The sequence below is a fragment of the Leifsonia sp. McL0618 genome, assembly GCF_049994905.1.
GTDB lineage: Bacteria > Actinomycetota > Actinomycetes > Actinomycetales > Microbacteriaceae > Diaminobutyricibacter.
The window spans coordinates 275,943-297,341 of the sequence record NZ_CP188258.1 but is presented as its reverse complement, the minus strand read 5'-3'; the positions used below and the strand labels follow the sequence as shown (position 1 = coordinate 297,341).

The following is a 21,399-nucleotide window of genomic DNA, read 5'->3' as shown; positions in this document are numbered from 1 at the left end:
TCAGCCCGGGAGGGGCGCCTCGCGCCAGAGGGTGGGGGCGAGGCCGCGCACGCCGGGGCGCGCGGCGAACAGGCCGCCGGCGTGCGGCCAGCGCACGCGCTCCTCCGGCGACAGGTCGCGGCTCGCGCTCGTGATCACCAGCGCGTCGAGGTCGGGACCGACGAAGGCTGCGCTCGAGACGTGGGGCGCATCCACCGCCACCGTGGCATCCGCAAGCCGACGCCCGGATGCGTCGTAGCAGCGCACCTCGTGGCCGCCCCAGATCGCGATCCACAGGTTGCCGTCGGCATCGACGGTCATGCCGTCGGGATACGCGTCGACCAGGTCGATGAACACGTCACGCTGCCCGACCGCGCCGGTCGCGACGTCGTAGTCGCGGCGGAACACCGTGCGGCGCGGCGTGTCGATCGAGTAGAAGACCGTGCCGTCCGGCGACCAGCCGAGGCCGTTCGAGAGGCCGAGGTCGGCATCCAGGGTCGTGACGCTGCCGTCGTGCTCGAGCCGCAGCAGCAGGTGGTCCCAGCCTTCTTCGTTCAGCGCGAGGGTGCCGGCGACCAGGCGCCCGGCCGGGTCGATCTTGCCGTCGTTGAACCGCGTCCCCTCCGGCGTGAGCGGGGCGCTCCGCTCGATCGAGCCGTCCGCATCCACGATCGCGAGCTCACGGGTGAGCGCCGCAAGGTAGCGCCCGCCGCCGATCGGGAACGCGCATCCGACCTGCTCGCCGACCGACACCGACCTGATCTCGCCGAGCCGGCCATCCGCCCACACCGCCGAGAGGATGCGCCCCGCCTCGAGGTCCACCCACATGACGCGGCCGTCGGCCGGATCCCAGGTCGGTCCTTCGGAGAGGATGAACGCTTCGGTCTCGAGAGGGGTCGCCTGGGTCACCCGCCCATGCTAGCCCGCGCCCACACCCGTCGAGCACAGAGACGTCGAGCACAGGGAAGTGCACGTCGAATCGGCGGATTGGGATGCTTTTTCCTGTGCCCGGCGCCGGTTGTTCTCAGCGCGAGAGCTCGTAGACGACCGAGCGATGGCCCGGGTATTCGGCCGTCACGGTGTAGCCGAGTGCGCGCAGCTGGGACATCCCCCACGTGTCGGCGGGCCGGTCGGGAAGCCGGTATTCGACAGCCCAGACCCGGTCGATGTCGCGGAACTTGCCGGCGACCGCACCGATCGTGTGCACCTGGTCCCACCACCAGGTGTTCTTCTGGAACGGCACTGCGAGTGTCGGATCGGCGAGCCCGGCGAAGGCCGCCGGGTAGGTGTGCAGCGCGAGCCTGGGGCGACGCGACGGTTTGCTCGTCTGGTCGAACACGACGGCATCGCCCGGCTTCGCATGCGTTTTGATCGTGTCGGCGATCTGGGCCCAGTCGCTCTCGTTCTTGGCGAACGGCGTGCGCTGGTAGACGTAGGTGGGCACGGATGCGGCGAGCACGGCGACGAGGCCGACGACTGAGATCCAGCGGCGGGCGGGCAGGGCGAGCACGAGCCCGATGAGAAGGGCGACGGCGGGGGCCGCGAACGACAGGTAGCGCACGGTGTACATCGCGCTGACGAGGTCTCCGGCGAGCAGGATCAGCATCGGGATGAACGCCCAGGTCGCCGCGACCACGAACAGGCTGGGCAGGCCAGGGTCACGAGGCGTGAGGATGCCCGCGGCGCGGAATGCGGTCGCCCGCCCGCGTGCCGAGCGCATCGCATCCGCGATCTCACCGCGCCTGCGGTCGCGCGCCCTCAGCAGGGCGCGCACAGCGACGACGATTCCGACCGCGATGAGTCCCCAGGCCAGGATCGCCATCGCGATGTTGCCGAACCACTGGTCGACTCCGACCGTCTGGGCGTTCACCGCATCGGCGGTCTGCAGGTACGAGATCTGCTTTCGTTCGACGAATGCCCAGTAGATGAGAGGTCCGGCGGCCACGACGGCGGCGAGCACCGCTGCGGCCCAGGCCCGGAGAACGCGACCGGAACGGGTGACCGTGAGGATCGTCACCGCGTGGGCCGCCACGATGAGGAGGGTGAAGAGGAAGATGTACGCCGACACCGCGAGCAGGACCCCATACGGTATCCACACGGTCCATCGGCGCTCGCGCCGGGAGAGCGCACGCACCAGCAGCACGGTCAGCCAGACCGCGCAGGCGGCACTCATCGCGTAGCTTCGCGCCTCCTCGCCCATGTAGGTCACGCGGGGCAGCAGTACGCAGACGCAGCCGGCCAGGACGGCGACCCGGTAGCTCGCGAGGCGTTCCGCGAGCAGTACCACGCCGAAAACGGCGGCACCGACAGCGAGCGCGCTCGGCAGCCGCACCGACAGCGGGGACGCACCGAAAGCCTGTATCCAGAAGTGAAGCAGCAAATAGTAGGTGCCGTGCACCGCATCCACGTTGCCGAGCATCACGAACAGGGAAGGCAACGGGCGCTCCGCCGACATGATGCTCGCGCCCTCGTCGCCCCAGAACGACGGGATCCACGACCCGAGCGCCGACAGTGCGAACGCGATGACCGACAGGATGCCGGCCGTGCGCATGGTCCGGGCGCGGGCGCGAGGTGGGGCCGCCGGACGCGGCGGCGATACGACGGGCGTGCGGACACTCTCGAGCACGGTCTTCTCGCCCTCCCGCCGGTGGAGCCGGATGAAGGAATCGGTCGATCCCCTCCTCCATTAGAGGTGGAAGCGCTTGGGAAGGCGCCGGAGATTCAGGAGATTCACTGAGAGTACTCGAAGCCTTCGCCGCGAGTTCACCGCGGGATTCAGCGTGCGGAGAGCTCCAGCAGAACGGCCTCGAGCTGGTCGACAGCCCAGTCCAGGTCGGCCGGGTCGACGACGATCGGAGGGGCGAGGCGGATGGTGGACCCGTGCGTATCCTTCGCCAGCAGGCCGCGTTCCATGAGGAGCTCGCACACGTCACGGCCGGTTCCGAGTGCGGGGTCGATGTCGATGCCCGCCCAGAGTCCGGCGCCGCGCACGGCGATCACACCGCGGCCGACGAGACGCTCGAGTCCGTTGTGCAGACGCATCCCGAGAAGGCGCGCGCGTTCCTGCGGCTCGCCGGTGGCGAGCATCCCGACCACTGTGCGGCCGATGGCCGCCGCCAGCGGGTTGCCGCCGAAGGTCGAGCCGTGCTCGCCCGGGCGGAGCACACCGAGGATGTCCGCATCGCCGACGACCGCAGAGACGGGCACGATGCCGCCGCCCAGCGCTTTGCCGAGCAGGTAGAGGTCTGGCACGACGCCGACGAGGTCGCAGGCGAACGTCGCTCCGGTGCGGCCGAGCCCCGACTGGATCTCGTCGGCGATGAACAGCACATTGTGTTCGGTGCAGATCGCTCGCACCGCAGGAAGGTAGTCGGCCGGGGGCACGAGGATGCCGGCCTCACCCTGGATGGGCTCGATCAGCACGGCAACGGTGTCGTCGTCGATCGCTGCGGCGAGCGCTTCGGCATCGCCGTAGGGCACCGTACGGAAACCGGGCGTGAACGGACCGAAGTCGTTACGGGCATCCGGATCGTCGGAGAAGCTGACGATGGTCGTGGTTCGGCCGTGGAAATTTCCCGACGCGACGATGATGTTGGCGCGCCCGCCGGAAACGCCTTTGACGCGGTATCCCCACGCGCGGGCGACCTTGATGCCCGACTCGACGGCTTCGGCGCCGGTGTTCATGGGGAGCACCATGTCCTTGCCGGCGAGAGCAGCCAGCTCCTCTACGAAGGGGCCGAGCTGGTCGTTGTGGAAGGCCCGGCTCGTCAGGGTGAGGCGGTCGAGTTGCGCGTGGGCCGCAGCCAGCAGTTCGGGGTTCGAGTGCCCGAAGTTCACCGCGGAGTAGGCGGCGAGGCAGTCGAGGTACCGGCGGCCGTCGAGGTCGGTCACCCAGGCGCCCTCACCGGAGGCGATCACGACCGGCAGCGGATGGTAGTTGTGCGCCGTGTGCGCTTCTTCCCGTGCGATCGCTTCGGCCTGGTGCGCGGTCGGCGCCGGCGGCTCGGTGTGCTGCTGCGTCCGGTTCGTTGTCATCGACGGTCTTTCTCTCAACGCCGCAATTCCAGGGTGCAGCACTTGACGCCGCCGCCGCCGAGCAGGAGCTCTGACAGGTCGACGCCGATCGGGTTGTAGCCGTGCTCGCGAAGCTGCCGGTCGAAGTCGACGGCACGCGAGGCGATCACGACGTTGTAGCCGTCCGAGAACGAGTTGAGGCCCAACACCGATGCGTCTTCTTCGGTGACGATGATCGCGTTCGGGTAGCGATCATGCAGGGCCTCCAGACTCGCTTCGTCGAACGCACTCGGCAGGTAGGCGATGTGCTCCTGGCCGGGGGTTCCGTCGAGCACCGCAACAGCGGTGTCCAGGTGGTAGAAGCTCGGGTCCACGAGGTTGAGGGTGAGGACTTCGCGGTTGTAGATGCGGCCGAGCTCGTCATGGCTCGCCGTGCCGCTGCGGAACCCGGTGCCGGCGAGGATCGTTCCCCCGACCAGCAGGAAGTCGCCTTCGCCTTCGTTGATGTTCTCGGGCTCGGCCACCTCGAACCCGTGGTCGCGGAACCAGGTCATGTACGCGGGGCCTTCCGGCTGCCGCTCGGGGTAGGTGAAGCTGGCGCCGTAGGCGACGTTGTCGATCACGAGGCCGCCGTTGGCCGCGTAGACCATGTCGGGAAGGCCGTCGATCGGGTCGATGAGCTGCACGTCGAACCCGAGGTCGAGGTAGGTGCGGTAGAGCTCCTCCCACTGCCGTACGGCGAGGCCGGTGTCGGTCGGCAGGTGCGGATCCATCCAGGGGTTGATGCGGTAGACGACGGTGAAGAAGTCGGGGCGGCACATCAGCACCGAGCGGATGACGGGCTCGCGCACCGGCAGCGCGGTGACGGCCGCAGCGGTGCCGGCCTGCTCGTCCTCGGATGTGATCGACATGGGTCTAGTGTCACACGATGAACCAGGCAGATTTCTGCGATTCACGCACGAAATCACTGATTCAAGAGGGTTGCGCGGCGGTTTATTGCGCGGGTGGCCGACCACGTGCACGATCGGAGCGGGCACGCAAAGCCGCCGAACCGGCCACGCAACAATTCGCCGCGAATAGCGGCCCCCACGCAACGATCGACCATAGGATTTGGCCGTGGACAACCTCGATCGCAGCATCCTCGACCTTCTCCGCCAGAACGCGCGCGCCGGCTACGGCGACATCGGTTCGGTGGTGGGTCTCTCCGCCTCGGCCGTGAAACGCCGGGTCGACCGGCTCGTCGCCGACGGGGTGATCCGCGGGTTCACCATCCAGGTCGACCCGACGATCGACGGGATGAGCACCGAAGCCTACGTGGAGCTGTTCTGCCGTGGCACGGTCGCACCCGACGAGCTGCTGCGCATCCTCTCCGCGGTGCCTGAAGTGGTGGATGCGGGAACGGTGACGGGCAGCGCCGACGCGATCGTCCACATCCGGTCCCGCGACATCCCGAGCCTCGAAGCCGCCCTCGAGAAGGTGCGGCTCGCACCCAACGTCGACCACACGCGCAGCGCGATCGTGCTGTCGAGGCTCATCCACCGTTCGCACGACTGACGTCTTTCTTCAATCCTCCGCGGCGCGCGAGGCGCATCATGGGGATGGATGAAAGGAGCGACCATGTCGGTCACTGCAGAAGCGAGCGTGCACGTCGCGGCGGATCGCGCGGCCGTCTGGCGGGCCCTGACAGACCCCGAGCTGATCAGCCAGTACCTGTTCGGCACACAGGTCGAGACGGACTGGAAGGTCGGCAGCCGGATCACCTACCGCGGTGAGTGGCAAGGCAAGCCGTACGAAGACAAGGGGACGATCCTCGAGGTCGACGAACCGAACCGGATCGTGTCGACGTTCTTCAGCGCGCTGCGCGGCAAGCCGGATGTGCCCGAGAACTACCAGAACGTGACCTACCGGATCGACGACGCGGAGGGCGGGGGCGTGACGGTGACGGTACTGCAGGACGGCAACGCCGACGAGGCCGAAGCCGCCCACTCGACCAGGAACTGGACCACCGTCCTAGAGGGACTGCGCGTCGTCGTCGAGCGCTGAGCGCTCGCGCGCCTGGCGTCGAGCACAGGGAAAAGCACCCCAAATCGCGCTCTAAGGGTGTTTTTTCGTGTGCTCGGCCGCCCTCCCGGCGCTCGCGGCGCGGCGTTCGCGGCGCCGCGCGGCGCCGCGCGGCGCGGCTAGCGGAGCGTGAGGATCAGGAACGAGCCGATCCCGGCGATCAGGCAGTAGATCGCGAACGGAACCAGGGTGCGCGTGCGGAAGTAGCGGTCGAGGAAGCCCACCGAAAGGAGGGCTGCGACGAAGCTTGCAGCGCTGCCCGCGAGCACCTGCCCGGTGATGCCGTGGCCGAGCGGGCCGGCCAGGTCCGGAATCTTCAGCACACCCGCGGCGAGGATCACCGGGGTCGCCAGAAGGAACGAGAACCGTGCGGCCTCGCGGTGGCTGAGCCCTGCGGCCATTCCGCTGACCATCGCGACACCCGAGCGGCTGATGCCCGCAGCGAGGGCGAGGATCTGCGACGATCCGATGGCCACCCCGCGGCCGAACTTCATGCGTGACACGCGGGCATCCGCCACCGTGTCCGATGCGTCGAAGTCGGCGTTCGCCTCCGCACTCTCGGCCGCGGCGACGACGATGCCCTCGCGTCGCACCTGCCGTCGGCGCAGCCATTCGCCGAAGAACAGGATCAGCCCGTTGATGGCGAGGAAGATGGCGGCAGGCTCCGGCTGGCCGAGCACCGTGCGGAACACATGTTCGAGAAGCAGGCCGGCGAGCCCGACCGGAATGGTGGCGAGGATGATCAGCCAGGCGAGCCGCTCCGGACCGGTCTGTACCCGGCGGTAGCGGATCGAGCTGAAGAACCCGCCGATGATGCGCACCCAGTCGCGCCAGAAGAACACGAGCAGCGCGAGGGCCGTCGCGACGTGGAGGCCGACGATGAACGCCAGGTAGGGCGACTCCGGCGCGGAGACGTTGAGATCCTTCGCCCAGGTTCCGCCGACGAGAGCCGGGATGATCACCGAATGCCCGAGGCTCGAGATCGGGAACAGCTCGGTGATGCCCTGGATCGCGCCCATGATGATGGCTTCGGGGTAAGAGAGTGTGCTCACCTGCCGAACCTACCGAGCGGGCTCCTAAGAAGACGCCAAGAAAGCGTGTTTCGGGCCTGCGAGGCTGCTCAGAACATCCGCCACTGCTACTTCAGCGCGACCGGTCGCACGCGCACCGGCGCGAGCCATGAGATGAGCAGCACGGCCGTGATCGTGCCCGCTGCGATCAGCGACGCGAGCACCACGATCTGGAACCGGCCGGCCTCGAGAGGTGAGACCCCTCCGAAGATCGCCCCGACGAACGCACCGGGAAGCGTGACCAGTCCTGTCGTCTTCGTCTGGTCGGTCGACGGGATGAGCGCCGAGTAGACGGCCCGCCGGGTGAGCTCATGGGTCGACTGCCTCGGTGTCGCGCCGAGCGCGAGCCAGCCTTCGACCTCATCCCAGTGCTCGTTCACGCTCTCGCTGAAGCGCCGGCCGGCGAGCGTCGCGATCGTCATCGAGTTTCCGATGACGATGCCGCCGATCGCGAGGGCATAGCGGGTGGAGAGCTCGATGGCCCCGGTGGCGAAGACGATGGTCAGCGTGACGATGATGCCCGCAGCCATGGACGCGGTCACCATCCACACATGCTCCAGCGTCGGCCCCACCCGTCGCGACACGGTGAGCACGGCGACCGAGAACATCACCAGAAGGGCGACGCCCACCCACAGCGGATCCTGGATCACGCCGGTGAGGATCACGCTGATCACTGCGAGCTGGAGCGCGCCGCGCAGCACGGCGAGCGCCGGGGAGAACGGATGCGGTGCCCGGTAGAACCAGAGGATGACGGTCGCCATGACGATCAGCACGCCTACCCCGACAAGGCTGGGAAGAAGGTCGGAAGGCCACGTCATGCTTTGAGGGTACAGACCGCGACAAGCAACACATGGGAGCATGAAGCCATGAAGCTCCTCGTTGTGGAAGACGATCCCGAAATGGGCAAGCTGGTCGAACGCGGACTGGCCGCCGAAGGATATGACGTCACTCTGGTCACCAACGGCATCGATGCCCTCATCGCCATCGGCAAGTCGACATTCGCAGCCGCCGCGATCGACGTGATGCTGCCGGGGATGAGCGGATTCGAGCTGTGCCGGCACATCCGGGAGGCCGAGAACCCCGTCCCGATCCTGCTGCTCACCGCCCGCGACGCCATCGAGGACCGCGTGCACGGCCTCGACTCGGGGGCCGACGACTACCTGACCAAGCCGTTTGCGTTCGCGGAGCTCGCTGCGCGCATCCGGGCGCTCCTGCGACGCGAGCCGACCGGGTCGCGCCCCCACGTGAGCGTCGGCCGGCTCACGATCGACTCGCACGAGCACCGCGCGCTCGTCGCTGGGCACGAGATGCCGCTCAGCCGCCGCGAGTTCACGCTGTTGCGCCTCTTCGCGACCAACCCGGACAAGCTGCTGTCCCGCGCCGAGATCCTCGAGACCGTGTGGGGCGGCACCGAGAACATCGGGCAGAACGTCATCGACCAGTACGTGTCGTACCTGCGCAAGAAGCTCGACCTGGCCGGCGCGGGGCTGTCGATCATCACCGAGCGCGGTCGCGGATACCGACTCGACGCCAAGCACGCGGTGAGTTCCGAGACGCCCCGGCCGTGAACGGGCTGCGCCGCCTGTCGATCACCGCGCGCATCACGCTCGGGAGCCTCATCATCGCGACGCTCTTCGGCCTGGTCGCGGTCTCGGTAGTGCGCATCGGGGTGGCGACGATCCTCCACAACGCGACCGTCACGCTGCTGATGAACGACATCGCGCCCTTCGTGACCGAACTCCAGGCGAACCCCAAAGGAAAACTCGACGAACCGGTCGGCGGACAGGAGATCGCCGTCGTCGCCCCCGACGGGCAGGTGGTCCAGTCGACACTTCCGCGCAAGCTGGAGGCGCGCATCAAGCACCTCGAGACATTCGGCATCGAAGCCGCGTCGGTGAGCGCGGGCGGCCAGCAGTACGTGGTGCTCAAACACGACGTGGTGACATCGGACGGGATCTACCAGGTGATCGCCGCACGCAACACGGAGACGACCGACCTGATCCTCGACCGGCTCACCGTCGCGCTGCTGATCGGTACAGGGATCGCGGTGGTCGTATTCGGTTTTGCCTCCTGGCTGCTGGCGCGCGCTGCGCTGCGCCCGGTCAGCCGGATGCGCGAGGAGGCCGAGGAGATCGCCGACGTCTCCTCGACCGGCTTGCTGCCGGTGGGCCCGGCCAACGACGAACTCGCCGCGCTCGCCACGACGCTCAACGACCTGCTCGCGCGGCTGCGCGCATCCGCCGACCGGGAAAAGCAGATGGTGTCGGATGCGAGCCACGAGTTACGCACACCACTTGCCGTGCTGCGCGGCCAGCTCGAGCTCGCCGAGCTCGACGCGGGCGACGCGGATGCGCTGCTCGCAGACATCCGCGACTCGCACCTGACTGCGGTGCGGCTCAGCCAGCTCGCGGCGAACCTGCTCGAACTGTCCCGGATCGACGCGGGCGCTCTGCGCGGCCAGGCGGACTGGCGGGAACTCACGTCAGAACTCGCCGAGGCGATCGACCGTGCGCGTGCGGTCAGCGGCGACGATGCAGAACTGGCCATCGACTTCGACTATCGCCCGCGCGACCGCAGTGGTGGGGGCGTGACGGTCGCGATCTCGCGCGCGGAGTTCGGCCGCATCGTCGACAACCTGCTCAGCAATGCGATAACTGCACTTGAGGGGACAGGCGAGATCGCGGTCGAGCTGGTGGCCGCGAACGGAGAAGTGACCCTCACCGTGCAGGATTCGGGTCCGGGGATGCCGGAGGACTTCATCCCTGTCGCCCTGTCCCGGTTCACCCGGGCGGAAGGCCCGCGATCGGCGCTCGCGGGCGGCGGCCTCGGGCTTGCGATCGTGGCGGCGCTCGTCGGTTCGGCAGGTGGAACCATTGTGCTGGCCAACGCAGCCGCGGGAGGATTGCTGGCGACGGTGGCACTGCCCGCCAACGCGACCGAGGGGGCCCGCGCATGAGGTTCCGGATCGACGACGAGTCCGGCGTGCCACCGTTTGAACAGGTGAAACACCAGGTCATCGAGGGTGTGCGCTCGGGCGAGCTGCCGGCTGGTGCCAAGCTGCCGACGGTGCGCCACCTCGCCGACGAGCTCGGGCTGGCGGCCAACACCGTCGCCCGGGCGTATCGGGAACTCGAACACGCGGAGATCATCGAGACGCGGGGACGAAACGGCTCGTTTGTGGCGGCCTCCGGGGACGGGACACGGCGGCAGGTACAAGCCGCCGCGGCAGTGTTTGCGGAGCGGGTACGGCAGCTCGGCGCAGACCCGGACATCGCGCTGGACCTGGCGGCGGCGGCGCTGCGCGAAGCGCACGGGTAGGGCGGGTGTGCGCTAGTGGCCGCCGTGGTCGGAGTCGACTCCGGCGTCGGGGCCGTCTGACAGCACGGCGATCGCGGCAAGGTCGTCGGCGTCGAGCGCGAAGTCGAAGATGTCGATGTTTTCGGCCATGCGGGATGGGTTACGCGACTTGGGGATGGCGACGAGGCCGAGTTCGATGTGCCACCGCAGCACGATCTGCCCGGGAGTCTTGCCGTGTTTCGCCGCGATGGCCTCCAGCTGGGGAGCCGCAAGCAGGTCGGTGCCCGGCCCGAGCGGGCTCCACGATTCCGTGACGATGCCGTGTTCCGCGTCGTAGGCGCGCTGGGCCGGCCGTGTCACTTTCGGGTTGAGCTGGATCTGGTTGACCGCCGGCACGATGTCTGTTTCGGCGAGCAGCCGGTCGAGGTGTGCCGGCTTGAAGTTGGAGACGCCGATGGCCCGCGTCTTGCCGGCGGCGAGGAGCTTTTCGTAGGTCTTCCAGGTGGAGACGAACTCGTTGCGTGTCGGCAGGGGCCAGTGGATCAGCAGCAGGTCGACGTAGTCGAGGCCGAGCCGGGCGAGTGACCCGTCGAGGCCTCCGATGGCCCGGTCGCGTCCCTGGTAGGTGCCGTCGAGTTTGGTGGTGACGAAGAGTTCTTCGCGCGGGAGGCCGCTGGCACGAACGCCGTCGCCGACACCGGCCTCGTTCCCGTATTTCGCGGCCGTGTCGATGTGGCGGTAGCCGAGCGCCGTGGCTTCGACGATCGCACGCGCCACTTCGATGTCGTCGAGCGGCCAGGTTCCCAGGCCGACCTGCGGGATGGACGTTCCGTTGTTGAGTTCGATGCGGGGAATGGTCACACTTTCAGGCTAGCGCCGCCGCCAGCTCAAATGATCCCCTCGGACAGCCGGGAAGGGTTGCCGAACCGGTGCGCAGTGATCGAGATCGCCTGCTCGTGCAGGAACGGGAGCAGCTCGACCCGCCCCGACGGAGTGACGGGGTGCGAGTAGATCGCCGTGTCCGGCGTTCCTTTGAGGGCGGAAGCGAGCGCTTTCGCGTCGCCCCCGATGAGGCGGATGCGGTGTGCGGCCACCTGCCCGCTCGCCACCCGCGCCAGCCACTGCTCGTCGTTCTCGACCACAACGTGTACGTCGCGCTCGCGCAGCACGTTCTGCAGTGGCCGGGGCAGGGCAATGGCCGTGCTGACCGTGAAGTTCGATCGCGCCACCGTCGCTGCGGCCAGGATCCTGAGCAGCGGGGCGAGGTCTTCACCGTCAGACAGGCGGATGGTGACGGGCACGGGCCGGTACCGGAACAGGTTGCGCTCGACCCCGACGGCTGAGACATCTTTTGTCTGCAGGTACTCGGTGCCGGCTGCGATCGCGTCACTGAGCGCGGACCGGCGCACCAGGTCGAACGCGGCGTAGTCCATCGACGCCTGACCGGATTCGATGAGCTGGGATACCCGCCGGTCGAGGCCCCGCAGGTGCAGGCTCGCGCTGGAGGGCCCGGAGTCGGGTTCCCATGATCCGAGGCCGATGAGGTAGTTCGGCCCCCCGGCCTTCGTTCCCGCGCCGACGGATGAGCGCTTCCAGCCACCGAACGGCTGGCGTTGCACGATCGCTCCGGTGATGCCCCGGTTCACGTAGAGGTTGCCTGCTTCGACGGTGTCGAGCCAGTGAGCCAGCTCGGCCGCGTCGAGCGAGTGAAGGCCGGCCGTCAGACCGTATTCGATCGCGTTCTGGTACCGGATCGCCTCGTCGAGGGTGCGGGCGGTCATGATGCCGAGGACCGGACCGAAGAATTCGGTGAGGTGGAAGTAGGAGCCCGGCTCGACGCCCGACCTGATGCCCGGCGACCAGAGCCGCCCGGTGTCGTCGAGCTGGCGCGGCTGAACGAGCCATTCTTCGGAACCGCCGAGCGTCGTGAGGGCGTGAAGCAGCTTGCCCTGGGCAGGCTCGATGAGCGGCCCCATCTGGCTGGTGGGATCGTCGGGGTAGCCGACCCGCAGGCTCGCGGTCGCGTCGACCAGCTGGTGGCGGAACCGTTCTGACTTCGCGACCGACCCGACGAGGATGACGAGGCTGGCGGCCGAGCATTTCTGCCCGGCGTGTCCGAAGGCGCTCTTCACGATGTCAGACACGGCGAGGTCGTAGTCGGCGTTCGGTGTGACGATGATGGCGTTCTTGCCGCTTGTCTCCGCGAGTAGCGGCAGGTCGGCCCGCCAGGAGCGGAACAGCTTCGCTGTCTCGTACGCGCCGGTCAGGATGACCCGGTCGACCCGCGGGTCGGAGACGAGCCGCTGGCCGAGGTCGTTCTCGGCGACGTCGACGAGCGCGAGCAGGTCGCGGGGGACGCCCGCCTCCCACAACGCTTCGACCATGACAGCGCCCGAACGCTTCGCCTGCGGGGCCGGCTTGATGATCACACCGCTGCCCGCGGCGAGCGCCGACAGTACCGATCCGGCCGAGATCGCGACAGGGAAGTTCCACGGAGGAGTCACCACGGTCAGCTTGGACGGCACGAACCGCGCGCCCTGAACGGTGTCGAGCTCGCGCGCCCGTGACGCGTAGTAGTGGGCGAAGTCGACGGCCTCGCTGACCTCCGGGTCGGCTTCGGCGATGGTCTTGCCGGTCTCGGCGGCCATCACTTCGATCAGCCGGTCACGATTGGCCGCGAGCGCAAGGCCCGCCCGGTCGAGGATCGCGGCGCGCTCGAAGCCGCTGCGCTGACCCCACGCTGCTCCGGCGGACTGCACGCGGGCCATGATCGTCTCGAGCGTCTGGGGGTCGTCGACGGCGGCGGCCGCGATCGTCTCCACGCCGAGTTGCGACACCGTCACCCGGGAGAGGATCTTCTTGCCCCATACCCGGTTCGCGCCCAGCGACGGGTCGGTGTCGGCCGCGTTGTGGAACTCCTGCTGAAGGTCGGCACCCGGTGCCGCAACCGCGTCGGCCGCTGCCGCAATGAGTTCGTCGTGCGGCTCGAGGAGAACTCCGTCTGAGCCCCGACTCAGCCCGAGAACAGCGCTCGTCAGGCCCGCCTCCGCGGGCGCGGACGCAGTTGGCGGCGCAACCCGCGGCCGCGTGAAGGCTTCGGCCTCGGCGTCTTCCCACTCGCGCGCCCGGTCCTGTTTGCGGTTGGGCAGCGGAGCGTACCCGTGGGGGTGCGGATCGGCGGCCAGTTCGGCGACGGATGCGAGGAAGCGCTGCTTCTCCCGCTCGAAGAGCGCGGCGTTCGAAGCGAGCTCGAACACCGCCGACATGAAGTTCTCCTGGCTCGCGTTCTCTTCGAGGCGACGGATCAGGTAAGAAATGGCGACGTCGAATTCGGCAGGGTTCACGACCGGGGTGTAGAGGAGCAACGTGCCGACCGTGCGCTTCACGGCCTCGGCCTGGGCGGTCGCCATGCCGAGGAGCATCTCGAAGTCGATGCGGTCTTCGACGCCCCGCTGCTGCGCGAGCAGCCAGGCGTGGGCGACGTCGAACAGGTTATGGCCGGCGACTCCGATCTTCACGGCGTGGGTGTGCTCTGCCGTGAGGGCCCAGTCGAGCACCCGCTTGTAGTTGGTGTCCGTCGCCTGCTTTGTCGCATAGGTCGCGAGCGGCCAGCCGTGGATGGCCGCGTCGACGCGTTCCATGGCCAGGTTGGCACCCTTGACCACCCGCACCTTGATGGGCGCCCCACCGCCGGCGCGGCGGTGCATCGCCCACTCGGTGAGCCCCTGGAGTGCATCCAGGGCGTCGGGCAGGTAGGCCTGCAGCACGATGCCGGCCTCGAGGTTCGCGAGCCTGGGCTGGTTGAGGATGCCCGTGAAGACCGCGATCGTGAGGTCGAGGTCGCGGTACTCCTCCATGTCGAGGTTGATGAATTTGGGGCTCGGCGAGGACGCGGCAAGCTCGTAGAGCGGCGTCAGCCGGGCGATGACCCTCTCGACCGTCTCGTCGAACGACCACATCGATAGCTGCGACGCGATCGACGACACCTTGATCGAGACGTAGTCGACGTCGTCGCGTGCAAGCAGGGCGCGCGTTCCCTCGAGCCGGCGGGCCGCCTCCTGCTCCCCGAGCACTGCTTCGCCGAGCAGGTTGAGGTTGAGCCGCGCGCCGTGGCCCTGCGGGTCGCTGGGCGCACGGAGGTGCGCGATGGCAGGCCCGAGCTTCTCGGGGGTCGCATCCACGACGAGGTGGCCGACCATGGAGCGCAGTACCCGGCGCGCGACGGGGATGACGATCCAGGGAAGCACGGGGCCGAAGACCCCGCCCAGCCAGATCGCGGCCCGCATGTACCAGGGAAGGAAGGCCGGGATCTTCTTCGCCACGCGCTGGAGGTTGTACCCGGCGACGAAAAGGTCTTGCGGGCGCGCGACCCCGTCGACGAAGCCGACCGCGAAGTCCAGGCCGTCCGGGTCTCTGAGCACCCCGGCGAGCCGTTCCGCTGCCGGGTCTTGCACGGGCTTCCTGCCGTCGGCCACCTGGGCGGGTGCGCTTTCGGCCAGCCACTTCTGAACGAGCACCACCGCGTCCTGCGCGAGGTCTGCCGGGCGTGTTGCTGCGTCGTCCGTCTGATTCGCCATGCTCACGACTGTATTCCTCGCTGTTGAGTGGATGCTGCCGCGCGACCGTTCTGTCAGGAATTGCGGGCTGTGGATAACAGTGTGCGAGTAATCTTTCATCAGCAAAAGCGAATGTTTTCGAACAATATCGTTCACATTCACCGAACAATGTTCGCCGAGAACCAGGAAGAGGAGGGCGAAGCGGCGATGCTCGACATACGCAAGCTGCGCCTGCTGCGCGAGCTGGCCATCCGCGGCACCATCACCGGGGTCGCCGAGGCCCTCTCGTTCAGTCCGTCATCGGTCTCGCAGCAACTGTCCGCGCTCGAGCGCGAGTCCGGTGTGAAGCTCCTGCGCAAGGTGGGCCGCCGCGTGCAGCTCACCCCACAGGCCGAGCTCCTCGCGGCCCGCACGGCCGACCTCCTCGACCTGCTCGAGCAGGCCGAATCCGAATTGGCTGCCTCACTCGACACGGTCACCGGAGCTGTGCGGATCGCGGTCTTCCAGTCCGCCGCACACGCGATCATTCCCGGCGCGCTCAGCATCCTCGCCGCCGAATACCCCGACCTCCGCGTCGAGGTCACCGAACGCGCGCCGGAGCGCGGCCTATTCGAGGTCTCCGCCCGAGACTTCGACCTCGTGATCGCCGAACAGTATCCGGGCAGCACCCGCGGGCTGCGGGCCGACCTCGACCGCGTCGACCTGGTGACGGACGCCATCAATCTCGCAACCCCGCCGACGGCCCCGGGGCGCGCTCCCGTTCGCGAGCTCCGCGACGCCGCCGACCTGCCGTGGGTGATGGAACCCGGGGGCACGGCAGCCAGAACGTGGGCGGTCCAGCTCTGCCGCTCTGCGGGCTTCGAACCGGATGTGCGCTTCGAGACAGCGGACCTGATCGCCCACATCCGCCTCATCCGCTCAGGGAACGCCGTCGGCCTCCTCCCCGATCTCGTCTGGGCCGGCGATGCACCGTCGGTCGCGATCGGAGAGCTCCCCGGTTCGCCGCGCCGCACGATCTTCACCTCGTCGCGCCGGTCATCCGCCGCCCGCCCCGCCGTGCTCGCCTGCCGCGACGCCCTCGCCCGCGCCGCACGCGACGCCACGCTCCGGCATCCTGATCCGGCCTAGGCTCGGATCATGACCGAAGCCCCGACGAGCCCGTCCGCATCGCTGCCGGCAGCAGAACCGACCCACGATGTCGTGATCGTCGGCGGCGGGCACAACGGACTCACCGCTGCCGCCTACCTCGCCCAGGCCGGCATGAGCGTCATCGTGATCGAACGGCTCGAATCGGTCGGCGGAGCAGCCGTGAACGTGCAGGCCTTCGACGGCGTCGACGCCTGGCTCTCGCGCTACTCCTACCTGGTCAGCCTGCTTCCCCAACGGATCATCGACGAGCTCGGGCTGCGCATCGGCCTCGCCCGGCGGCGTTTCTCCTCGTACACTCCGGTTCCCGGCGACCCGGATGGTGCGGGCCTCCTCGTCGACACCACTGACGCGTCGGCGACCGCCGAATCCTTCGCACGCATCGGAGCGCCCGGTGACGCGGATGCTTTCACCCGCTTCTACGAGGACACCGCGCGGGTCGCCCGCGCCCTCTGGCCCACGGTCACCGAACCATTGCTGACCCGCAGCGAGGCGCGCACCCTGGTCGGCGACGACGAGCTGTGGGATGCCCTCATCGAGCGCCCGATCGGCGAGCTGATCACTTCGCGGCTCGAGAACGACGTCGTACGCGGCGTCGCAGTGACGGATGCCCTGATCGGCACGTTCGCGAGCGCCGACGACCGCGGTCTGGCGCAGAACCGGTGCTTCCTGTATCACGTCATCGGCGGCGGCACCGGAGACTGGGATGTTCCGATCGGCGGCATGGGCACGGTCACGACCGAGCTGGCCCGGGTCGCACGCGAGGCCGGCGCGCGCATCGTGACCCGCGCCGAGGTCACCTCGATCGACCCGGACGGGACGGTGCGGTACCGCCGCAAGAAGCACGAGCGACGCGTGATCGGGCGCTTCGTGCTCGCCAACGTGGCGCCCGAGGTGCTCGACGGCCTTCTGGGTGAACCGCAGGGGCCGGCCGCGCATCCGGAGGGAGCGCAGGTGAAGGTCAACCTGCTGCTGAAGCGCCTGCCGAAGCTGCGCGACCCATCCGTCGATCCTGCCGCCGCATTCGGCGGCACCTTCCACATCAACGAGACGTACACACAGCTCGAGTCCGCCTACGCCGGCGCCGTGCGCGGTGTGATGCCCGAGCTGATCCCGTGCGAGATCTACTGCCATTCGCTCACTGATCCGAGCATCCTGGATGGCGACCTCGCCGCCACCGGCGCCCAGACTCTCACCGTGTTCGGTCTTCACACCCCCGACCGGTGGCTGAACGAGGAGAACAACGACGCGACGCGCGCCCGCCTGCAGCAGGCGGTGCTCACCTCGCTGAACTCGGTGCTCGCCGAGCCGGTCGAGGACCTCCTTCTGACGGATGCCGAAGGCCGGCCGTGCATCGAGACCAAGACGACACTCGACCTGCAGCACGCCCTCAACATGCCCGGGGGCAACATCTTCCACGGCCCGCTGTCGTGGCCGTTCGCCGAGGACGACGATCCGCTGGGGACCCCGGCCCAGCGCTGGGGTGTCGCGACGCGGCACGAACGCGTGCTGCTGTGCGGCTCAGGCGCCCGGCGCGGCGGCGCGGTCAGCGGCCTCGGCGGTCACAACGCCGCGATGGCCGTGCTCGAGAGCTGACCTGCGCCCGCGTCAGAACGCGAAGAGCTGCCCGAGTACGATCACGGCGATCAGGAAGATCGCGACGATGCCCGCCAGGATGCCGAGCGTGCGCGGCGACAGTTTGGCGATGCCGAAGCCGACGATGAACGGCAGCGCGAGGCACATGATCCCGATGACCCACCAGAATGCCTGGTAGCCGCCCTGCGACGCCGACTCCAGGCGCCCGCCGAACAGATTCTGGGTCGCAGGATGCGTGGCGAAGGCGATCGATGCCGAAAGCGGGTACGCGATCAGGACGGCGACGATGAGGCCGGCGAAGAACCCCCACAGTCCGCGGTGCCCTTCCGCGATGTCGAGGCCGTGCTCCTGCGGCTTTGGTCCCTGCTTGCTCTTCGTGCTCATGGGCACAGCCTATCGACGCACCCCACACCGGCCGCTAGTCCCCAGGGCCCGGGATGTGACTTCTGCTCCAGGCACGCCGTTTGCGCACCACCACAGCTCACCCCCCGTGTGCGCGAGATGGGCCGGCGCTGTGATTGTTCGCAGGATCCTTCGTTTCGCCCTGCACTTTCACGAGCGACGTGGTTACTCTGAAAGCTAGCGGGAGGTGCACATGATGCCACAGCCGACTGGTCGACTTGTTCGCAAAGATGACGGTGTTTACGTCGTCCTCGACCGGATCTTCAAAGCCCCGATCGAGGATGTCTGGTCGTATTTCAGCCGATCGCCGCGACTATCCGAGTGGGTGGGCGAATACAAGGGACTCCCGTCGACGGGCGCGCTGAAGTTCCGGATGAACGCCGAAGGCGACAACGCCGAGTGGGGCAACGTCTCCATCCTCGAGTGCGATGCGCCGCACCGGTTCGCCGCCGACGTCGGCCCTGCGGGAAGTTCGTTCCGCGTGTTCTGGCACCTGAAAGAGGCGAGTTCGCACACAACGCTGACGTTCGGCCAGCGGCTGCGGACCCCCCTGAAAGACGACGCGAGCATGGGCGTCGGCTGGGACTACTACCTCGACCGGCTGCTTGCCGTGCGCGCGGGCAAACCGACGCCCGACTGGAACGACTACTACCCGGCCATGCTCGACCACTACGAGATCCTGTGCCGCGAGCTGGACCAGGATCTGCACGCCGAGCAGGCCGCACTGCACGCGGTCAACGCCCGCGCCGCCGGCGACTGACGCGAGCTCGGCCCGCGACGCGGGCGCAGCCTGTCAGTGGCCTGTCAGTGGCCCTGTCAGTGGCCCCGGTGGTCCTGGATGGTCATCCGCGGTCCGTGACGCTCGTCACGGTGTCCGCTGGCGAGGATCAGCCGGATGACCCGCTGACGCTGCCCGGCCCACGGTTCGAGCAGTTCGAGCATCCCGTCGTCGTCGACCCGGCGGCCGATGAGGGCCGACCCGACGTAGTGGGCGAGGTGGTAGTCGCCGACACTCACCGCATCCGGGTCGCCGTGCGAACGCTGCAGCGTCTCGGCTGCGGTCCACACGCCGACGCCGAGCACCGTGCGCAGGCGCGCGGCGGCCTCGACGAGGGAGGCGGCGGATGAGGTGGCCCGCTCGAGCGAGGACGCCACGATCGCCGACTCGACGACCGCACGCGAACGCCGGGGGTCGACGCCGGCCCGGTGCCACTCCCACGATGGGATGCGTCGCCAGGTGTCCGGCGACGGTATGACGCGCATCCCGTCCGGGGCAGGTCCGGGTGCGGGCTCGCCGTACTTGCGCACGAGCCGGGCCCACGCGCGGTACGCCTCGACGCTGGTGACCTTCTGCTCGATGATCGCCGGCGCGAGTGCCTCGAACACGCGGCGCGTGCGGGTCAGGCGGATGCCCGGGTTGCGGCGCAGGGTCTCGTGCAGCAGCGGGGAGGCGCGCACATCCAGCGTCGACCAGTCGTCGTCGCAGCCGAGCAGCTGGGGCAGGCCGTCGATCGCCCACTCGGCGCCGGGGCCCCAGGCCGCCGCATGGATGCCGTCGGATGCAGCCTCGATGCGGAGGGTGACCGGGCCGTCCGGGGCGCGGAACGTGCGCCACAGGCCCCGCGCAACCCACGCGGTCGTCGGATCGTACGGGCCACGGCCGAGCGGGCCGAGCGTGTGCCGGAGGTCCACCGGGGAGGCGGGGCGGTAGACGGCCGCGAGCGGTTCCGCGGTCGCGGCACGCGTCGCCGTCGGGGCGGTGGGGGGAGCCTCGACGAGTGGGACCATGCTGGAATCGTACGTCAGCGCGTCCGGTGAAACCGGCGGCACTCTCCGTGCCTGCACGGTTGTCGCCTGTCGGAGGGTGCCAATAGCCTCCGACCATGACGATTCAGATCGACACTGATTCCCTCGCGCGCCTGCGCGACTCGGTCGCCGGCACGGTCTTTGTGCGCGGCGACGCCGGCCTGGCCGCCGAGGTCGCGGGCTTCAATACCGCGATCGTGCATGATCCGGATGTCGTCGTCGCCGTCACGAGCGAGAATGACGTCTCGGCCGCTGTGCAGTTCGCGGCCGACAACGACCTGCGCGTGCGCGTGCAGGCGACCGGTCACGGGGGCGGGCTCCCGATCACCGACGGCGTTCTCATCTCGACCCGCGCGCTCGACGACATCAGCATCGACCCGGAGACGAGACTCGCCACCATCGGCGCCGGGGTGCGCTGGGCGCCCGTCGTCGAAGCAGGAGCGGAGTTCGGCCTCACGCCGATAACCGGATCCTCACCGCACGTCGGTGCGATCGGCTACACCCTCGGTGGCGGCCTCGGCCCGCTGTCGCGCAGCCACGGCTTCACCTCGGACTGGGTGCGCGGCTTCCGCGTCGTCACCGCCGACGGCGAGGTCCTGACGGCGAACGACAGGACACACAGCGACCTCTTCTGGGCCCTCCGCGGAGGCAAAGGCGGCCTGGGCGTCGTCACGAGCATGACGATCGAACTCGTTCCGATGAGAACCCTCTACGCGGGCAGCCTCATCTTCGAAGGAGTCGAGATCGAACCTGCCCTCCGTACCTGGGTCGAGTGGGCGCAGAGCGCGCCGGAGAGTGTGACGTCGTCGTTTGCGTTCATCAACGTGCCAGACGTCGAGTTCGCTCCCCCGCCCTTGCGTGGCAAGTTCGTGCTCAGCATCCGCTTCGCCTTCCCCGGCGACCCGGCCGAAGGGGCGCGACTGGCGGCGCCGTTGCGCGAGGCGGCAGGGGTGTCGCTCGACCTGCTCGGCGAGATTCCGACGACCGCTGTCGGGACCATCCACAACGATCCCGTCGAAGGCGGCCCGGACTGGATTCGCGGACTCATGTTCGACTCGATCGACCAGGACCTGGCCGACGACCTGCTCCGTCTGGCCGGACCCGGAAGCGGTACCCCGTTCGTCGCCGTCGAGGTGCGGCAGCTGGGAGGGGCGACTCACCGCGACGCGAAGGACGGCACGGCCGTCGGGGGTCGCGATGCCCGGTTCACGATGGGCGTGATCGCGCTCGACCCTTCGACGTTCGCCGAGCGTGCACCCGAACGCGCCGCGGCGATCTTCGATGCGGTCGGCGGCCGCCGGTCGGAGATCACGAACGTGAACTGGTCGCGCGGACTGATCGACGCTGCCGAGTTCACGACGACCTGGCCGCCGGCGGTCTTCGACCGGCTGGCCGTCGCGCGCGCCAAGTACGACCCCAGCGGGGTGTTCGCGTTCGGTCCCGCGGTCGAGTAGGGGCTGCGGGCGCCGAGT

19 protein-coding genes are annotated in these 21,399 nt (G+C 68.8%); 9 read left to right on the top strand and 10 right to left on the bottom strand.

Annotated elements, in window-relative coordinates; genetic code table 11:
* The 4 genes from ACPPVQ_RS01445 to ddaH all read right to left on the bottom strand — a co-directional run bounded on the left by ACPPVQ_RS01445 (position 1) and on the right by ddaH (position 4,904).
* The gene (locus ACPPVQ_RS01445) at positions 1–888 is read right to left on the bottom strand and encodes an SMP-30/gluconolactonase/LRE family protein (RefSeq protein ID WP_426517881.1); all 888 of its coding nucleotides are present in this window, start codon (positions 886–888) and stop codon (positions 1–3) included.
* Between the two features lie 115 nt (positions 889–1,003).
* Positions 1,004–2,605 (bottom strand): glycosyltransferase family 39 protein, encoded by a 1,602-nt coding sequence (locus tag ACPPVQ_RS01440; protein WP_426517879.1) that lies wholly within the window; start codon positions 2,603–2,605, stop codon positions 1,004–1,006.
* 149 nt (positions 2,606–2,754) lie between these two features.
* Positions 2,755–4,014 (bottom strand): ornithine--oxo-acid transaminase, encoded by a 1,260-nt coding sequence (gene rocD / locus ACPPVQ_RS01435; RefSeq protein ID WP_426517877.1) that lies wholly within the window; start codon positions 4,012–4,014, stop codon positions 2,755–2,757.
* Positions 4,015–4,028: 14 nt separating this feature from the next.
* Positions 4,029–4,904, bottom strand: a complete 876-nt coding sequence (gene ddaH / locus ACPPVQ_RS01430; protein ID WP_426517875.1) for a dimethylargininase — start codon at positions 4,902–4,904, stop codon at positions 4,029–4,031.
* Positions 4,905–5,109: 205 nt separating this feature from the next.
* Between ddaH and ACPPVQ_RS01425 the strand changes: the two genes are divergently transcribed.
* Positions 5,110–5,547: an AsnC family transcriptional regulator gene (locus ACPPVQ_RS01425; protein WP_163288783.1), complete on the top strand. Its 438-nt coding sequence runs from the start codon at positions 5,110–5,112 to the stop codon at positions 5,545–5,547.
* A gap of 63 nt (positions 5,548–5,610) precedes the next feature.
* Positions 5,611–6,036 (top strand): SRPBCC family protein, encoded by a 426-nt coding sequence (locus ACPPVQ_RS01420; RefSeq protein ID WP_426517873.1) that lies wholly within the window; start codon positions 5,611–5,613, stop codon positions 6,034–6,036.
* 137 nt (positions 6,037–6,173) lie between these two features.
* On the opposite strand, the gene ACPPVQ_RS01415 is transcribed toward ACPPVQ_RS01420, so the two are convergent.
* Complete coding sequence (locus ACPPVQ_RS01415; RefSeq protein WP_426517871.1) at positions 6,174–7,106, bottom strand: undecaprenyl-diphosphate phosphatase; 933 nt, start codon at positions 7,104–7,106, stop codon at positions 6,174–6,176.
* Positions 7,107–7,192: 86 nt separating this feature from the next.
* On the bottom strand, positions 7,193–7,942 hold the full coding sequence (locus ACPPVQ_RS01410; RefSeq protein WP_426517869.1) for an ABC transporter permease: 750 nt from the start codon (positions 7,940–7,942) through the stop codon (positions 7,193–7,195).
* A gap of 48 nt (positions 7,943–7,990) precedes the next feature.
* On the opposite strand from ACPPVQ_RS01410, the gene ACPPVQ_RS01405 reads away from it, so the two are divergent.
* The 3 genes from ACPPVQ_RS01405 to ACPPVQ_RS01395 are packed head-to-tail and all read left to right on the top strand — an operon-like array spanning position 7,991 to position 10,442.
* Positions 7,991–8,692, top strand: a complete 702-nt coding sequence (locus ACPPVQ_RS01405) for a response regulator transcription factor (protein ID WP_426517867.1) — start codon at positions 7,991–7,993, stop codon at positions 8,690–8,692.
* Entirely contained in the window at positions 8,689–10,080 is a 1,392-nt protein-coding gene (locus ACPPVQ_RS01400; RefSeq protein WP_426517865.1) for an ATP-binding protein, read from the top strand. The genes ACPPVQ_RS01405 and ACPPVQ_RS01400 overlap by 4 nt, the downstream gene beginning before the upstream one ends.
* Positions 10,077–10,442, top strand: coding sequence for a GntR family transcriptional regulator (locus ACPPVQ_RS01395; protein ID WP_426517863.1), 366 nt, complete (start codon positions 10,077–10,079; stop codon positions 10,440–10,442). Before ACPPVQ_RS01400 ends, ACPPVQ_RS01395 begins: the two co-directional genes overlap by 4 nt.
* A gap of 12 nt (positions 10,443–10,454) precedes the next feature.
* Here ACPPVQ_RS01395 and ACPPVQ_RS01390 read toward each other — a convergent pair whose 3' ends face one another.
* Together ACPPVQ_RS01390 and ACPPVQ_RS01385 are read right to left on the bottom strand one after the other, a co-directional pair.
* The gene (locus ACPPVQ_RS01390; RefSeq protein WP_426517861.1) at positions 10,455–11,282 is read right to left on the bottom strand and encodes an aldo/keto reductase; all 828 of its coding nucleotides are present in this window, start codon (positions 11,280–11,282) and stop codon (positions 10,455–10,457) included.
* Positions 11,283–11,308: 26 nt separating this feature from the next.
* Entirely contained in the window at positions 11,309–14,998 is a 3,690-nt protein-coding gene (locus ACPPVQ_RS01385; RefSeq protein WP_426517859.1) for a proline dehydrogenase family protein, read from the bottom strand.
* A gap of 186 nt (positions 14,999–15,184) precedes the next feature.
* Here ACPPVQ_RS01385 and ACPPVQ_RS01380 point away from each other — a divergent pair, with 186 nt between their 5' ends.
* Together ACPPVQ_RS01380 and ACPPVQ_RS01375 are read left to right on the top strand one after the other, a co-directional pair.
* Positions 15,185–16,105 carry a LysR family transcriptional regulator gene (locus tag ACPPVQ_RS01380; RefSeq protein WP_426521357.1) on the top strand — a complete coding sequence of 307 codons (921 nt, stop codon included), beginning with the start codon at positions 15,185–15,187 and terminating at the stop codon, positions 16,103–16,105.
* Positions 16,106–16,114: 9 nt separating this feature from the next.
* Positions 16,115–17,719, top strand: a complete 1,605-nt coding sequence (locus ACPPVQ_RS01375; protein WP_426517857.1) for a phytoene desaturase family protein — start codon at positions 16,115–16,117, stop codon at positions 17,717–17,719.
* A gap of 12 nt (positions 17,720–17,731) precedes the next feature.
* On the opposite strand, the gene ACPPVQ_RS01370 is transcribed toward ACPPVQ_RS01375, so the two are convergent.
* Positions 17,732–18,103, bottom strand: a complete 372-nt coding sequence (locus tag ACPPVQ_RS01370; protein ID WP_426517855.1) for a hypothetical protein — start codon at positions 18,101–18,103, stop codon at positions 17,732–17,734.
* 214 nt (positions 18,104–18,317) lie between these two features.
* Here ACPPVQ_RS01370 and ACPPVQ_RS01365 point away from each other — a divergent pair, with 214 nt between their 5' ends.
* Complete coding sequence (locus tag ACPPVQ_RS01365) at positions 18,318–18,881, top strand: SRPBCC domain-containing protein (protein WP_426517853.1); 564 nt, start codon at positions 18,318–18,320, stop codon at positions 18,879–18,881.
* A 56-nt stretch (positions 18,882–18,937) separates the two neighbouring features.
* Here the strand turns inward: ACPPVQ_RS01365 and ACPPVQ_RS01360 are convergent, their stop codons facing one another.
* Positions 18,938–19,909: a DNA-3-methyladenine glycosylase family protein gene (locus ACPPVQ_RS01360; protein ID WP_426517851.1), complete on the bottom strand. Its 972-nt coding sequence runs from the start codon at positions 19,907–19,909 to the stop codon at positions 18,938–18,940.
* 95 nt (positions 19,910–20,004) lie between these two features.
* Between ACPPVQ_RS01360 and ACPPVQ_RS01355 the strand changes: the two genes are divergently transcribed.
* Positions 20,005–21,381 (top strand): FAD-binding oxidoreductase, encoded by a 1,377-nt coding sequence (locus ACPPVQ_RS01355; protein WP_426517849.1) that lies wholly within the window; start codon positions 20,005–20,007, stop codon positions 21,379–21,381.
* The last annotated feature ends 18 nt before the right edge of the window (positions 21,382–21,399 follow it).